The following is a 14,227-nucleotide window of genomic DNA, read 5'->3' as shown; positions in this document are numbered from 1 at the left end:
TGTGCACCTCAACGCTCCGACAGGCGGATCAGGCCCCGCTGCGCGAGTTCGCGGACCACTTCGAGCGGCTTGCTCACACCGCTCACAGAGAACAGGTCCTGCACGGCCATCTCGTCGGTCGCGCTGAGACAGGCCAGCACCCGTGCGTGCTCGTCCTCGCCGTCGGGCAGGACGTTCACGAAGGAACGGCGGGCGAAGAGCGTGGCCTTCCCGCTTGGTTCTGCCTCACGGACCACATGGGGAAGGTTGACGTACGTCGGTGCCACACCCCTGCTCAGACCTTCTTCGAGGAAGGCGCTCACCTCGGTGTCAGTGATCTTGTGCGTCCGCTCGGCAAGTGCCGTGGCCGTGGCGCCGGGATCGCCTTCGTCGATGGCTGCCAGCAGACCGCGGTCATGTGCATTGCCGATCGTCCACGACAGCAGTTCCTGCACATTGGGTCGCGGGATGGCGAAAGTGATGTGCAACGACCCTTCAGTGCCGGTGGCGACGTCATGGCTCGTGCCCTCGGGTAGGTACAGCACGTCACCGGCGACCATGGTCAGTTGGGTGGTCTCGGCCCCGGTTCCCAAGGTCCAGTGCTTCTTCCCGCTGCCCTGGACCACGAAGACGTCATGGGTGTCCTGATGCGCACCGAATCCGGGTGCTCCACGCAGTGATGCGTAGAGATTGGCCTGGACGCGTGTGGTGAAGATGCCGGACAGAGCACGGGACACCTGATCGGCCCAGGGGTTGATCAAGTCAAGCTGGTCGATCACAAGCGTCCCGCCGGTCGCCAGGGATCGGTGCACCGCCTCGGGGATAATCCGTAGGAAGGTGCGCGAACCACCCGCGACCCCCCTGAGGAACAGCTCGTCGACCGACACCTCACCGCCGACGAGCCGAACCTGGTCCGGGCCGAGATTGCCGTACTGCAAGGACGTGTTCAAGTCGTTCCACGAGTACGTGCCGTAGGGCTGCAGGGCGGCGCTCCGGTGAAGCCACTTACGCCCCTTCACGCGGGACAGTTCTGTCTTGCCGACGCCCAGAACGGGTTCGACGTGGTCGTCCGTTACGAGCATCTCAGCGCTCCTCCTCCATGAGACTGAAGGCGATGGTTGCCACCGGCACCTCCGATTCCGGGGTGCACAAAAGAAGTTGACCCAACGGAACGTCCGCGAACCCGCCGAGGACGCAGGACCCGATCGATGCGGCACCGGCCACGAGGGAGACCGTCTGTGCGGCGGCACCGGTCTCGATCAACCCGTAGCGGTACCCGCGGTCGCCGTACTTCGTCTCGAGCCTGTCCATCGACAGTGTGACGACCAGGAGCGCGCAGGTCCCCGTCACCCACCCATCGCCGAAGATGAAGCGCAGCAAGGACTCGGTCGCAGCGGGACGCAGCCGACTCAGTTCATGGCGGGCCACACCGTAGCTGTAGACGCCCGACGGCAGGCCGTCGACGGTTCGCGCGATGATGTAGAACTCGCAGCCGAGGCGCCCGCCGGCGGACGGATACGGACGATGCCAACTGCCGGGAGCGTGGTCATCCGGCGGATCGGAGTGTGTCGTGTACCAGAGCACCTGGGAGAGGGCAGCAAGAGACATCTCGTCGAGTGCGGTACGACTGCTGGCCCGGCGGGCCAGCCATTCACTGCCGAGACCGGAAGGCGGAGCCTCCGGCACCTGGAGCTGCACGCTCTCAAGGCGTGGGAAATTCTTTTCGTTGTACGTGAACCACTCATCGGGCCACTGGTCGACGGGAAGCATCGCCCAGTCGGAGAGCATCGCAGCGTCTGCGTAGGTCGTCCGATGAAAGCCGAGTGCCGAATCAACCGCACCCTTGTGCGCGCTCATATTCATTTCCCGTCAGGCATAGGGGTGCGGTTCGGAGGAAATCAGACTCGCGTCCGGATCGCCAAGAATCAGCTTCTCGCTCTCGGCGAAGAAGAGGGGCTGAAGCTGCGGGTAGACCACCTTCACAACCGAAATTCCAGCTTTGACGAACAACGGCGTCGTGATATCCGCCACATACCCCTGGTCCAAGAAGCCGTTCGTGTACGTACCTTCAAGCGGCATGGAGCTACCGAAAAGGTAATCAAGTCTCTCCATGGCCTGCGGTTGACCCCAGTAGACGACACGGTCCTCGATCGTCTCCAGGTCCCTCGCGTCAACAGCCGCGATGTTCGTCAGGAAATCCCGAGCCTGCCTGCGGGCGTACAGTGCCTCACTCATCGCACCGCCTACGGCTTCCCCAAGCGAAGCGCTGCAGGCGCTGCCGGTGGTGAGCGCCGGAAACCTGCCGGTCGGATCGACCACACGGCAGACGACCACGGGGAAGGGTGTCTCGACCAGGCATGCCACCCGTATCCGCAGCCCCAGCGCCGTGGCCTCCATCGCCATGGCCATGGGGCCCGGCTCAAGGGCCAGGTCACTCCAGTCGACTTCCCGGCCCCCCAGGCGCAAGTAGTGGGAGAGCATGATGGCGTGACGTTCGAATGCCTCCCGCGTCGCGCGCACCACCGCGTCTTCGACAGAGAAGCCGGCGGCAGCACCGTTGCTGCTCGGGTCCCAGAGCATCGCGCGCTCATCGGTTTCCCTGAACGGGCAGTAGACGAGTTGGGCCGGAATCAGGACGGGCGCCGATGACGGTGAGCCGATCTTGGTGGCTGCACACCAGTGAACAGGCATCCGCCATACCGGAGAATCGCGCCAAGGTGTCGGAAACGCCTCGGCAGCGATGCAGTTGTCGAGCTCCGATGCCGAACCGTACCGGAGACTTTCCTTGGGTACCGTGCTGAGGCAGATGCGCTCAGCTGCCTCCATCAAGGCTTTCAACCGGGCCAGTTCCCCTCGCCCCCGCCCTCCGGTGGCTCGCGGATTATGGGCCGAACCCAGCGGCAAGTGCGCATTGGGCGGTAATTGTGCAACCCAGCCCTGCCCTCGAGGCTCGTCGTTGTAGAAGTCGTCAAGGGGCTGCAGAGTCGACACCTGGCCGCTCTCGTCGAGGAGCAGTTCTTCCAGCTGACGTATGTGCTGCGACAGTTCATGGATTCTGGTCATCCCAGCGCCCCTTGGAAGGCGAACTCGATCAGCGACGAGCACACCTCGCAGCCGTCGACCTGGCCGACCCTCTCGATGCCCACGGTCCCCGTGACATGGTCGATGCGGATCAAGCCGCCCAGGGTCATGGGCAGGGTGTTCGCGGCATGTACCACTCTGTCGATCTCCTGTGCCACCGTGACGGAAATCAGCTTCACGGTGAGCGCGGAGACATCGGGCGGACTTCCATGCCCGTCCGCCACGGCAGGTGGTGTCGTCGAGTCAAAGCGACCGCGGTAGCCGGCGCACTGGATGCAAGCGGCGTAGCCCGGACTGGTGAGCGGTCCCACGAATGTGTGCTGCGCACCGACGACGACTGGCAGGTGAAGGCCGCCGCGTCGAGTCCAGTCGAGGGCTCTGGGCAGCAGATCGTCGATTCCGCCGACGCTCACGACCTCCACGCACAGTGCCTGCGCCGCAGTTCCACCCTCGCGTACGGAGTTGCGCTCCTCGTCGTCGGACAGCAGCGCTTTCAACTCCGCCGACACGGACGTGAACTCCTGAGACGCCAGAACGTGAACGCTCGACACTTCAACCGGGGGAAACGTCACTGGAAGCCTCCAACGCTCATACGCACTCCACTTGTCTGCTCGTAGACGTCCTCGCCGCACGCATCGAGGAGTTGGCGCAACAGTTGTCGTGGATCATCCGCAACTGCCCAGCGTCGCCATTCCCCGTTGAGGAGTCCGGTAACGATCTCGGCCTTTCGTTGCAGTGCCGGATATGAGCGTTCTCGGTCGTTCCTCTTTGGGATCGTTTCAGCGCTACTCGTCACAACTCCGTCACTCATCACCGCCGTCAGTGCCGCCGATGTCCGATCAGACACTTCATGCAGCGTGATCAGCTTCGCGGCCCGTTCCACGACGCCGATCGGCCGTTCAGCCAATGGAGTCCAGGACTCCCTTCCCAGCACCCAACAGATGGCGATGTTGTGCACGAGGTCGAACGGGTCCAGCCAGGTGGCATCGGTCGAACCACGATGTGCGGCGAGGACGTACCGCGGGACATATACGTGGAGCTGCCGCAATGTGTCACCAGGAACTTCTCTCCGGAGGGCTGCGACAGCAGCTAATGTTTCGAAGAAGTATGCGCAGCACGGCGCGGACTTCAGAGTGGTGACCCTTGAACGGGAGAGCCACTCTTCCGATTTCTTTGGTTGAGAATTCGTCGACACGCCCATGGCGGAAAATGGTTGCCACCATTCATTGGCGGCACGTCGATCGATCTTGGTGTGCACACCGCCTTCTGTCACCACTCCGTGCGCTTGCTTCATGGCCTGACCCATCTGATACATACGTCCGTCACTGCCCAGGAGTTGATAGTCGGACCTGTATGTCGAGAGGTATAGGCGCAGGCACCATCTGATGCGTTCCACAGGAAGTCTGTTCCTGCTGGCCAATGCGTACACAGCACTCAGCCCCCCGATGATCGGCGTGACATGAAATGCGTTGGCACGCACCTGATCCTTGACTGCCTGCCCTAGACGCACACCGAATTCGGTAGCTACTGCTTGAATGCGCAGCATGTCACCCATGAAGATATCAGGCTGACCGAACAGCGACGGCGTCAGGAACGCCGCAAGGTGCCCTCCCGCCAAATAGTGAACCGAGTCGAAATCGGCGGCTATGCCGGCGGCGAGGTTCGTCGAGGCCGCGTGTTCGATGGTGGCCGTCTTTCCCGTCCACCAGATTGGAGCGTTCGCGGTATTGTCGGCATCGGCACCACAGTTGGCACCCTGGCCATCCTCACCTGCCTGAACCCGGCTGATCAGCGCGCAGAGCAGGAAATCGGCGGAAGCGGCTGCCGATTCCTCGACCAGCGCTTCAGGCACGTCAAGGACATCTGACACGCCGTCCATCCAGTCATTGAGCGCCTCGCCAAAGTTCTTACCATCGGGCCACACAGCGTCCTCGCGATCGGTGATGCGACTGCCGTAGACGACTTCTTACTGCCATGGCATGGACACGTGTGGTTTCGATACCGAGATACCGGAACCGAAACCACACGCGCTCAATTCTGCCTGGCCAGGCTATTCAGACCGCACACTTACCGGAAGCGAGGGAAATGACCCAAGATTCCTGGCATGTTCCGCGATTCAGGGCGGAAACTAGCGCCCGTTGTCGCTGGACGCCGGAACCATCGCCCGTGCACGCCCGTTGTCGCTGGACGCCGGAACCATCGCCCGTGCCCGCCCGTTGTCGCTGGACGCCGGAACCATCGCCCGTGCCCGCCCGTTGTCGCTGGACGCCGGAACCATCGCTCGTTCACGCATCATTGCTAGGTCAACCCTTCTTGGTTGCCAGTACGAGTGGTGACGCCTCACGATCACAAAACCCAAGCGTGAAAGTCAACAGGCATGTCGAAGCGCTTCGATTTATCGCCACGTGGCCGGATAGCAACCTTACGAAAACTTTGCCGACCGCGGGTGGTTTCACGTGCCACGGTCTTCCCTGAGGAAGACCGCACTGCTGACATCCACTGTCAGGCATCACAGCGATTAAACATTTCGAAATTTTCGACACGTCGAAGACTGCTCGATCCTCTTGGCTAGGAGGGGTCTGGCGTGATCTGTTCGCTAAGCGGGGCTGATATCTGCACACCTACTGACCTTGAATGGGTGATGTCGTCATGGTGAGGCGGGTGCCAATCCGGTTCCGGTGAGGCAGCCGTCGAGGACGTCGTGGCGGTATTGGAGCTGGCGTAAGCCGCGCCGGACGGCGGTGATCAGGTCGTGCGGGTCTGCGAAGGCGCGGTTTGCCGTGGTGGTGCGCCGCAGTACCGACCAGATGCCTTCGACCGGGTTGAGGTCGGGTGCGTAGGGCGGGAGTTGGCAGACGGTGAGCCAGTCCCGTTCGGCAATGTAGCGGCGCATTCCGGCCGTCAGATGGGTGTTCAGGTTGTCCCAGACCAGCACGATCGGGCCGCCGAGCTGCTGGTGCGCGGTCTGGATCAAGTCGCGGTAGTCCTTCCAGGAGAAGCTCTTGCGTCCGTCGGGCCGGGCATCCGGGCAGGGCCGGTAGATCAGCCGGGAGCGTTCGCCGGGTTTGTAGCAGGCCAGGGCGGCGACGGATAATCGTCGGCGGGAGCGGCCCCGTACGCGCACGACGGGAGTGCGGCCGCGGCGGGACCAGGTGTGGCGGGTGGGCGGCGTCATCGAGAAGCCGGCCTCGTCCTCGAAGACGAGCCAGGCGTCGAGCGCCGCCGCGGTCCTTCCACGTGCGGCCAGGTCTCCTTCACCCAGCCGGCCACCGCTGTCTCATCGCGTTCCAGGGCCCGGCGGGCGGGAAGCTGGCAGGTCCAGCCGTGCCGTTTGAGCAGGGCCGCGACGCCCTGGATCGTGTAGCTCATGTGGAACCGGCGCCCGATCAGGGTCTTGATCCGTGCCAGAGTCCAGGTCTGGTCGGGCCAGCCGTGCGCGACTGCGCCCTTGTCCAACTCCCTTTCCAGGACCGCGAACAGGTCATCGCGCAGGAGCGGCAGGGACGCCGGTCCCCTCGACGCAAGAGCCCGCGTCCCACCCTCGGCCCAGGCTCTCCGCCAGCGCTGCACCGAGCGGACGGTGACCCGCAGGTCATGAGCAACGACGCCGGTGTCGTCGCCGCGCGCGAACCGCTCGGCCGCTTCTGTCCGAAGTCGCTCCCGAAACGCCCGACGCTCGGCGGTCAGGCCGCCACCCTGCGCGTACCTCATGAAGACGGCATACCGCTGGGATCACCAGCTGTCAGCTCTCACGACACACGCATTGAAGGTCAGTAAAGGGTGTTGCAGAAGGCTGCGAGCTGGGCATTTCCCTTGTATGGCTGGGGTGTTGAGTGCTGAACGGGTGTGGGTGGAGACGTTCACGGGGCTGCGGTTGACGCAGTTTTCGCGGTTGCTCAGGGCAGTGCGGGAGCGGGGTGGCAACGGCACCATGCAGGGTCGCCCGTGGAGCCTGCCGCTGGCCGAGCGGGTGCTGCTGGTCGCGGTGTATTACCGGACGAACCTGACCATGCGGCAACTGGGACCGCTGTTCGGAGTGTCCTCGTCCACCGTGTGCCGGGTGATCCAACGTCTTGGACCGTTGCTGGCCCTGGAGCCCGTCTCGCGTCCGGCCGACGCCGCGGACCGGTTGTGGATCGTGGACGGCACGCTGGTCCCGGTCCGTGACCGCAAGGTCGGCGCGTCCAGCCGCAACTACCGCTTCTCGGCGAACGTGCAGGTCATCGTGGACGCGAACTCACGGCTGGTGATCGCGGCCGCGCGACCCGCGCCGGGCACCACGGCGGACGCCCACGCCTGGCGCGCGTCCGGCCTCGCCGAGCACTGCCATGACGTGACCGTCCTGGGTGACGGCGCCTACCTGAACTGCGGGATGGTCGTGCCGCACCGTAAACGCCCGCGCCGGCCCCTGCTGGCGGGCGAGGAAGCCGACAATGCCGCCCACCGCAAGGTGCGTGCCCGGGTGGAGCATGTGATCGGCCGACTGAAGAACTACAAGATCCTCCGCGACTGCCGACAGCACGGCGACGGCCTCCACCACGCCGTCCAGGCCGTTGCCCACATGCACAACCTCGCACTCACATCATGACCAGAAGACTGTGGTCGCGGGCTCTGACCTGCCCAAACGCAGCCTTCTGCAACACCCTTTAAAGGCTGTCCCGTAACTGGCAGCATCCGTGGGGAGTGCGACCTCAACGGTCTGGTTGGTGCCTGTCATAGACGTGTCGCGCTGACTGTCGTGGGCGCCGATATCCACGACGATGATGTGGGCGGCAGGGCTACGCTGAGCCGATGATCGCGGATGGTGCTACGGACAAGGGCAGCGTGACCACGGTGCGGCGGGTCGGAGAGACGATCCGCCGGCCCGTCGGCGAGTGGACGTCCGCGGTACACGCCTTGTTGACCCACCTGGAAACGGTGGGCTTCACTCGGGCTCCGCGGGCCCTTGGCACTGACGGCACCGATGAGGTGCTGTCTCTGGTGCACGGCGAACCCGCGTTCTCGCCTTGGCCGTCGGCTCTGCGATCGACCCTCGGAATCAGCGAACTGGGGTGCTGGCTGCGTGAATACCACGACGCTGTCCGGGACTTCCAGCCGCCGGCCGACGCACGATGGCAGGGCCAGGAGGACGCCTGGAGTCCCGGCATGATCATCAGGCATGGAGACCTCGGTCCGTGGAACTCCATCTGGAACGGCGACCACCTGGCCGGTTTCATCGACTGGGACTTCGCAGCGCCCGGCCACGCCCTCGACGACCTTGCGCAACTGGCCTGGTATGCCGTGCCGCTGCGTCCCGTCGAGCAGCAGCGAAGAGTGTCGATCGTCGGTGAGCACATCCTTCGGAACCGCCTCGAAGCCCTTTGCGTCGCCTACGGGGCACGGCCGGCAGACGTGCTCGATGCCCCGGCGGAAGGTCGGCACTCCGAACGCCACGGCATCCGGCATCGACGGCACTCCGTAGCACGGCCGTCAGGCGCCCGCCTCGCACACATCCCGCACGGCGTCCGGGCCGTCCCGGCCCTGTGCTCGTGAAGCTCCGGCCACGGGGGCACGTCCCCTGGCCGGAGCTTCACGAGCACAGGGCCAACTTGCTGGCCCTACTTCTCGACGACGAAGTAGATGGCCCGGTGCTCATCCACCTTCTCCAGCAGGCCACTGTCCGACAGCCGTCGGTACACCTCTCGGATGTACTTCTCGGAGGGGTGGTAGCCAGCGTCTCGCAGGGTCTGCATTCCGCGGCTCGGGTCCCAGGTTCCGCCGAGCGTGCGAACAGACTTCTCCAGGGACTCTCGCTGGGTGTTCTCAGCCTTCTGCACCTTGGCCATGTGGTTGCGGATGCTTTCAGGGGCGCCCTTGTAGTCGCAGTGGTCGCACTTCTTCCAAGCGCCCGCTTCGACGGCTGCGTCGGTGACGGGGTTGTCGGGGCCGTAGCCCTGGCTCTTAAGGAGTTCGGCGACGGAGCCGTTGTGGTGGACGGCGAGGTAGGCGGCTTCGGCGATCTTGTCATGACCGGCGGCGAAGGTACGTCCGTAGCCGATGGCGGTCTGGCAGCCGCAGTAACAGCGGTTGGTGGTCGCACTGTCTGTCATGCCGTCAGGTTAGCTACCCTAGCCTCTCCTAGCAATGCTTGGAAATACTTGGATTCCTAGGGTTATAGAAGGTGGGTCGCTTTCCGTGCCCCACGCTGGGCGCTGCGTGTCCGTTGGCCGGAGCTATACAAGAACAAGGCACACTCAGGCCGCGATTTCGCCGAAGTCGCCCGCCCAGCGACAGAACCCCGACTACGACTCGCTGTGACGAAAGCTGGAAGCCACCGGAGTACGCGACACCTCAACATGCGAGCCCACCAGTCTCAACCCCCCAGGTCCTCGGCCCGATCTCATCGTTGTCCCGGTGTGAGAGTCCAGTGCAGGTCGCCTGAGTCGGGGCAGATCTGCCACGCTTCCAGAACGCCGCTGTCCGTCAGGCGGCTCATCGCACTGGGTAGTTCATGACCGGGCATACCGCAGTCACGCAGGATCCGATCGCCTTCGTGCCGTCCGTCTCCCGAGGACGGATCGCTGTGGGCGGTGAGGGAGGTGCCGAGGAGCTGCAGCCGTGGCTCTGCCACTCCGATCCGTGCCGGGCACCCTGTGCGCAGCGCCCAGTCGGCGGCGCGCCTTCGGTCGGGACGGGCGGGTGGCTGGGTGAGCAGGGAGGCGTCGAGCAGTTGCGCGCTGATTCCGGCCCCTTCGGGCTCGTCGTCGATGCTCAGCCACCGTGCCCGCTCCAGCTCGCGGCAGGCTGGTGCTGCGTCGATGCGAAGGCTGCGCAGCATGCCCGCGGGGAATGTGACTCTCATCTGTGTGTTCATGCGCAGGGCGCACTGTAGGGCGAGGAGCCTTGCTTCGGCGGACACACCCTCGGGCACGGCCGCAGCCAGGTAGCTGAGGATCCAGCCCACGCGTACGCGCTCGCCTGGCCCCCTGGCCGGCCGGGGGCGGCGCGGCCGTGCGGAGGGAGGGCGGAGGGGGCTGGCCGGCACGGTGTCGGGGACGACGGCGGCCTGGGCTGTTGCGGCGGCGCAGGCGCTGCAGGCGTCGACCAGGCGCCATACCCGGCCGCCGCCTTCACAGGCCAGGAGCAGGTGGATGGGCCCGTCGCACCCGCGGTGGCGGCGGTGCCAGTGGCAGCCGCGTTCATGGCAGTGACACGTCCGCAGATGGGGGGCTCTTAGGTCGCCGCGGGCGTGCCGGGCGAGGTGGGCCAACGCCACCGATCGGGCGGAGGCCGCGGTGACCTGCCGTCTGGTCTGGGGGCATTGCTGGCATGTCAGGACCAGTCGGCCGGACTGGGATTGCAGCTCCACTGTCCAGGCGCGCGGCGGCGCAGAGCATTCGGTGCGCAGTCGCGTGAACAAGCGCTCCTCCTTCCTGTTTGCGCGTCGGCCCTTCCTCGCCTGTGGCGGGCGGGCGTCACCGTAGTGCAGATCTCTGCCCTCCTGCCGCAGGGGCGACCGGGAGAAATAGGGCAGAGGTCTGCACTGACAGGGCAGGGGGCTGCACCGTCGGATGGTTGGGTGACGATCTTGCCGCCCGATCCGGACCTCGACGCGCTACGGCTGGAGCTGGCGCGTCTGCGGGCCGTCCGGGGGTGGAGCTACGACGAGCTCGCGGCCCGCAGTGGCCTGGCCAGGCGCACTGTGATCGAGATCGAGCAGGGGCGCACCGTCGGCACGCTGAAGACGTTGCACGCTCTCGCCCACGCATTCGACACCCGGCTCGACGAGCTCTTCGCCACCCTCTGCCGTGGGCATGAGCTGCCCGGGGTCGCTGACGGCTGATCAAGGGTGCGCGGCGGCTGCGGCGAATCACCCGAACCGGCAGTGCCGCATCGAACGTACGGTCATCGGTCCGCACTGGTGTAGCGACATTGTGGGCTGTCCGGGGGATCCGACGGGCCGGGTGCTGCGGGTGCGGCGTGTTGGCTGGAAGCTTCGCCCGCATGTGCTCTTCTCCTCATCCCTCTGCACGGCGCTGGGACGGCAGCCGTACAAGCTCCGCGTCGCGCAGGGCCCTCCGCGTCGACCCGGAGGGCGTCAGCCGACTGCTGCGCTGTGGACAGACTGCGCGGTGCCGCGAGTGCGGCAATCCGGTCGAGTGGTACGCGCGCAGCAACGAGCGCCGGGTGCGGCTGCATCCGCACGAGGTGCCCGCAGCCCGGGTGCCGGAGTCCTGCCGCTGGCATGTCAGCTCTGGCGTCGCTCATCCCTCGGGCGACGGGAGCACCTGGTGCCGCCTGCCTCACGCCGTGCTGTGCCCCGCGCGTCCGCCGTCGCCGGACGCGCCCGAGCTGTACGGGCTGCGGCGCTCTCTCGCCCTGCGTACGCGCAGGCTGCTCGACACCGGGGTCTTCACCCCGTCCGCGCCCCCGCCACCGGACGGCCCGCGCCTGGGTGGGGATGTCTGCCGCCCGGCCAGACCCATCGTGCAGCTGCTGTATGTGCGCTACCTGGCGTCCCGACCCGTCGACGAGATCCAGTGTGTCGCCCAGACGCGGCGCCGGCACCGCTGCACCGCCACGCTGCTCGCCTCCGACGCTCCAGGCGGCACCTGGGCTCTGGTCCCGGTCACTGCAGCACACGGCCAACTCGCCCTGCCCGCCGACGTCATGGCGCTCTACAGCCTGTCCGCACTGCCGTATCAGGAGCAGCTGCGCTGGCGCGCCCAGCGGTGCCCGCAGCACGCCGTTGCCTCCACGGCCGGTGATCTCGCCGCGGCCGACTGGGAGACCTTCGACCCGCTCCGTCACCACGAGCACATCCACACCCGCCTGCCCACCCGTGGGCGCCGTCCCGGCCACGGAGCTCACACCTCACGGCGGCCCCGGCCGTGAGGCGTCACTTCGCGGTCGAGATCTCCCTGACCCGGCCCGCCTACGACAGGGAACTCCACGAGGCCAGCCGCCGCGTGAGGTTCGCCGTGAACTGCGACCGTACGCGGCTGATGGCGCTGCAGAGCGGCAAGAGCCCGGGCAGGGCCCTGCACCGGCTGCGACACCGGCTGGATTCGCTCCTGCCCATCGACGTGCTCAGTACGCACTACCCCGACCGCCACGGCCGCGTCCTGCTCAACGTCGTCCTTGGCCGCGGCGCCGACGCGCGGATCCGCCAGGAGGCCGCCGCCACCGGGCGACGGCCCCGAGACATTCTGGGCGAGCGGATCACGGCTCACCTCACATGCGAGCAACGCCACCGGCGCCATCGCCTCGAAACGCAGCTGCGGAGCCTGCTCACCGGCCACACCCCGGAAGAAATCCTGGCCGGCGCGGCAGAGTGCCTCCTCCAGACACGTCCGCCCGAATGAACCCGCTGGCGTTCCCCTGCCAGCCGCAGACGCCACATGCGCCTCGGCCTGGCCGTTCCCACCAAACGGAGCCCTTGTTGCACACCCCCACCCCCGAACAGCTCCACGCGTCGGACACCTTCCGTGCCGGCCGGCACCTCGCGCTGCAGGCCGGTGCCGGAACCGGGAAGACCAGCACCCTGTGCCTGCTCGCCGCCGGCACCAAACGACGTGGCCGCTACCTGGCCTTCAACAAGGCCATCGCCGAGGACGCCGCTGCCCGTTTCCCCTCCACAGTGCGCTGCCGCACCGCCCACTCCACCGCCTTCGCCGCGCTCGGCCACCGCTACGCCGACCGACTCAAGTCCCCGCGCCAGCCGGCCTGGATGACCGGCCGGGCCCTCGGCATCCTGCACCCCGTGCGGATCGCCGACCACGAAATCAGTCAGAGAACCCTGTCCCACAACGTGCTGCGCACCGTCACCCGCTTCTGCCACTCCGCCGACACCACCCTGGCCCGTCACCATGTCCCACCCCTGCGCGGCCTCGACGCTCCCGCCGGCCACCGACAGTTCGCCGAAACCGTGCTCCCCTTCGCAGCCAAGGCCTGGGCAGACCTGCAGCGCCCCGACCACGGCGTCGTCCGCTTCGAGCACGACCACTACCTCAAAATGTGGGCCCTGACCGGCCCGAAGATCGAAGCCGACTTCCTCTTCCTCGACGAGGCCCAGGACACCAACCCCGTTCTGGAACAGGTGTTCACCGCACAGCGGGAGCACGCCCAGCTCGTCATGGTCGGAGACTCGGCCCAGGCCATCTACGGCTGGCGGGGCGCCACCGACGTGATGACCGGCTTCGACGCCGAGCAGCTGACCCTCACCCGCTCGTTCCGTTTCGGGCCACAGATCGCCGATGAGGCCAACCGGTGGCTCGCGCTCGCCGGCGCCCCCATCCGCCTGACGGGAACCACTACCATTCGCGCGGAGCTCAGCAGCGTCGAGCACCCCGACGCCGTGCTGTGCCGGACCAACATCGGCGCGATGACCGAGGTCATGCGCCTGCTCGATGAAGGACACCGCGTCGCCCTCACCCGAGGAGGCCAGCAACTGGCACAACTCGCCTCCGCAGCACGCGGCTTGAAAGAAGGCCGCCGCACCCACCATCCCGAACTGGAGCTGTTCGCGACCTGGGGCGACCTGCAGGACTACGCCGCCTACGACCCGGCCGGCAAGGACCTTCAGCCCTTCGTCGACCTCGTCGACACCCACGGCCCCGACGCCATCCTCGCCGCCGTGTCGCAGCTCACCGAGGAGGCGCATGCCGACGTCACCGTCTCCACCGCCCACAAGGCCAAAGGCCGCGAATGGCCGACGGTCAGGGTCGGCAACGACTTCCCCCAGCCCAAGGACACCGATCCCGCCGCCAGCGCGGCTGGCCAGAGCCCTGAAGTGAGCGACACGGACGCCCGTCTCGCCTACGTCGCCGTCACCCGGGCCCGCCACCGCCTCGACCTCGGCAGCCTGGCGCGGACTGCCACTCAGCAGGCAGACGGCGGATGAACTCACCACGAAGGCGGCCAGCAGTCCGTCCGCCGGTGCCAGCCCACTGGCCGGATCTCCAGCGGGCTGACAGGCGATGGCCAGACAGACGCGGCTGCCGAGGGATCTCCCGGCCGCTCTCGGCCCGCCGGCCGGTCTCGTGCCCCAGGTGATCAGTGAGCTCGCCCTCCAGGGCGGACGCCAGTACCCGCTTAGTACTGCAACGGTGCTTGTTCTGAGTGCTGGGCAGGTTTCAGGGGCTGTGTCTGCGGCGTTTGTAGTGACTGACGCGGGCTTGGTGCTGGC

Annotated in this window: 15 protein-coding genes; 7 read left to right on the top strand and 8 right to left on the bottom strand. The window is 66.6% G+C overall.

Annotation, left to right across the window (positions count from 1 at the left end):
* Window positions 1-8: 8 nt before the first annotated feature.
* Genes ACZ59A_RS40950 through ACZ59A_RS40930 form a run of 5 tightly spaced genes read right to left on the bottom strand, consistent with a single transcriptional unit; the run spans window position 9 to window position 4,939 of the window.
* Window positions 9-1,061: a JmjC domain-containing protein gene (locus ACZ59A_RS40950; RefSeq protein ID WP_470969905.1), complete on the bottom strand. Its 1,053-nt coding sequence runs from the start codon at window positions 1,059-1,061 to the stop codon at window positions 9-11.
* 1 nt (window position 1,062) lies between these two features.
* Window positions 1,063-1,836, bottom strand: coding sequence for a SagB/ThcOx family dehydrogenase (locus ACZ59A_RS40945; protein ID WP_470969902.1), 774 nt, complete (start codon window positions 1,834-1,836; stop codon window positions 1,063-1,065).
* Between the two features lie 12 nt (window positions 1,837-1,848).
* Entirely contained in the window at window positions 1,849-3,042 is a 1,194-nt protein-coding gene (locus ACZ59A_RS40940; protein WP_470969899.1) for a YcaO-like family protein, read from the bottom strand.
* Window positions 3,039-3,569 carry a hypothetical protein gene (locus ACZ59A_RS40935; protein ID WP_470969897.1) on the bottom strand — a complete coding sequence of 177 codons (531 nt, stop codon included), beginning with the start codon at window positions 3,567-3,569 and terminating at the stop codon, window positions 3,039-3,041. The genes ACZ59A_RS40940 and ACZ59A_RS40935 overlap by 4 nt, the downstream gene beginning before the upstream one ends.
* 59 nt (window positions 3,570-3,628) lie before the next feature.
* Entirely contained in the window at window positions 3,629-4,939 is a 1,311-nt protein-coding gene (locus ACZ59A_RS40930) for a hypothetical protein (RefSeq protein ID WP_470969894.1), read from the bottom strand.
* 259 nt (window positions 4,940-5,198) lie between these two features.
* Here ACZ59A_RS40930 and ACZ59A_RS40925 point away from each other — a divergent pair, with 259 nt between their 5' ends.
* On the top strand, window positions 5,199-5,396 hold the full coding sequence (locus tag ACZ59A_RS40925; RefSeq protein WP_470969891.1) for a hypothetical protein: 198 nt from the start codon (window positions 5,199-5,201) through the stop codon (window positions 5,394-5,396).
* Between the two features lie 311 nt (window positions 5,397-5,707).
* Here the strand turns inward: ACZ59A_RS40925 and ACZ59A_RS40920 are convergent.
* A protein-coding gene (locus ACZ59A_RS40920; protein ID WP_470969888.1) for an IS630 family transposase occupies window positions 5,708-6,771 on the bottom strand; the annotation gives its coding sequence in 2 pieces (ribosomal slippage) (window positions 5,708-6,325 and window positions 6,328-6,771; 1,062 coding nt in all).
* A gap of 106 nt (window positions 6,772-6,877) precedes the next feature.
* Here ACZ59A_RS40920 and ACZ59A_RS40915 point away from each other — a divergent pair.
* Both ACZ59A_RS40915 and ACZ59A_RS40910 read left to right on the top strand, forming a co-directional pair.
* Window positions 6,878-7,648 carry a transposase family protein gene (locus ACZ59A_RS40915; protein WP_470969885.1) on the top strand — a complete coding sequence of 257 codons (771 nt, stop codon included), beginning with the start codon at window positions 6,878-6,880 and terminating at the stop codon, window positions 7,646-7,648.
* A gap of 203 nt (window positions 7,649-7,851) precedes the next feature.
* Window positions 7,852-8,592 (top strand): phosphotransferase, encoded by a 741-nt coding sequence (locus ACZ59A_RS40910; protein WP_470969883.1) that lies wholly within the window; start codon window positions 7,852-7,854, stop codon window positions 8,590-8,592.
* Window positions 8,593-8,657: 65 nt separating this feature from the next.
* On the opposite strand, the gene ACZ59A_RS40905 is transcribed toward ACZ59A_RS40910, so the two are convergent.
* Together ACZ59A_RS40905 and ACZ59A_RS40900 are read right to left on the bottom strand one after the other, a co-directional pair.
* On the bottom strand, window positions 8,658-9,149 hold the full coding sequence (locus ACZ59A_RS40905; protein ID WP_470969880.1) for a hypothetical protein: 492 nt from the start codon (window positions 9,147-9,149) through the stop codon (window positions 8,658-8,660).
* 290 nt (window positions 9,150-9,439) lie between these two features.
* Entirely contained in the window at window positions 9,440-9,901 is a 462-nt protein-coding gene (locus ACZ59A_RS40900) for a hypothetical protein (RefSeq protein WP_470969877.1), read from the bottom strand.
* A gap of 717 nt (window positions 9,902-10,618) precedes the next feature.
* Here ACZ59A_RS40900 and ACZ59A_RS40895 point away from each other — a divergent pair.
* The 4 genes from ACZ59A_RS40895 (at window position 10,619) to ACZ59A_RS40880 (ending at window position 13,942) form a co-directional block, all read left to right on the top strand.
* On the top strand, window positions 10,619-10,882 hold the full coding sequence (locus ACZ59A_RS40895; RefSeq protein WP_470969874.1) for a helix-turn-helix transcriptional regulator: 264 nt from the start codon (window positions 10,619-10,621) through the stop codon (window positions 10,880-10,882).
* 161 nt (window positions 10,883-11,043) lie between these two features.
* Window positions 11,044-11,934, top strand: a complete 891-nt coding sequence (locus ACZ59A_RS40890) for a DUF6083 domain-containing protein (protein ID WP_470969871.1) — start codon at window positions 11,044-11,046, stop codon at window positions 11,932-11,934.
* Window positions 11,931-12,404, top strand: a complete 474-nt coding sequence (locus tag ACZ59A_RS40885; RefSeq protein WP_470969868.1) for a hypothetical protein — start codon at window positions 11,931-11,933, stop codon at window positions 12,402-12,404. Before ACZ59A_RS40890 ends, ACZ59A_RS40885 begins: the two co-directional genes overlap by 4 nt.
* Before the next feature lie 77 nt (window positions 12,405-12,481).
* Entirely contained in the window at window positions 12,482-13,942 is a 1,461-nt protein-coding gene (locus tag ACZ59A_RS40880; protein ID WP_470969865.1) for a UvrD-helicase domain-containing protein, read from the top strand.
* Window positions 13,943-14,227: the final 285 nt, after the last annotated feature.

The sequence above is a fragment of the Streptomyces sp. NPDC040405 genome, from assembly GCF_055595765.1.
Note: the sequence above shows the minus strand (reverse complement) of the source record. Positions and strands in the feature narration are given on the sequence as shown.

Excerpts from the sequence above, each read along its gene's own strand:
- ACZ59A_RS40950 (WP_470969905.1), bottom strand. The coding sequence starts at position 1,061 with ATGCTCGTAACGGACGACCACGTCGAACCCGTTCTGGGCGTCGGCAAG.
- ACZ59A_RS40945 (WP_470969902.1), bottom strand. The coding sequence starts at position 1,836 with ATGAGCGCGCACAAGGGTGCGGTTGATTCGGCACTCGGCTTTCATCGG.
- ACZ59A_RS40940 (WP_470969899.1), bottom strand. The coding sequence starts at position 3,042 with ATGACCAGAATCCATGAACTGTCGCAGCACATACGTCAGCTGGAAGAA.
- ACZ59A_RS40930 (WP_470969894.1), bottom strand. The coding sequence starts at position 4,939 with ATGGACGGCGTGTCAGATGTCCTTGACGTGCCTGAAGCGCTGGTCGAG.
- ACZ59A_RS40915 (WP_470969885.1), top strand. The coding sequence starts at position 6,878 with ATGGCTGGGGTGTTGAGTGCTGAACGGGTGTGGGTGGAGACGTTCACG.
- ACZ59A_RS40910 (WP_470969883.1), top strand. The coding sequence starts at position 7,852 with ATGATCGCGGATGGTGCTACGGACAAGGGCAGCGTGACCACGGTGCGG.
- ACZ59A_RS40905 (WP_470969880.1), bottom strand. The coding sequence starts at position 9,149 with ATGACAGACAGTGCGACCACCAACCGCTGTTACTGCGGCTGCCAGACC.
- ACZ59A_RS40900 (WP_470969877.1), bottom strand. The coding sequence starts at position 9,901 with ATGAGAGTCACATTCCCCGCGGGCATGCTGCGCAGCCTTCGCATCGAC.
- ACZ59A_RS40890 (WP_470969871.1), top strand. The coding sequence starts at position 11,044 with ATGTGCTCTTCTCCTCATCCCTCTGCACGGCGCTGGGACGGCAGCCGT.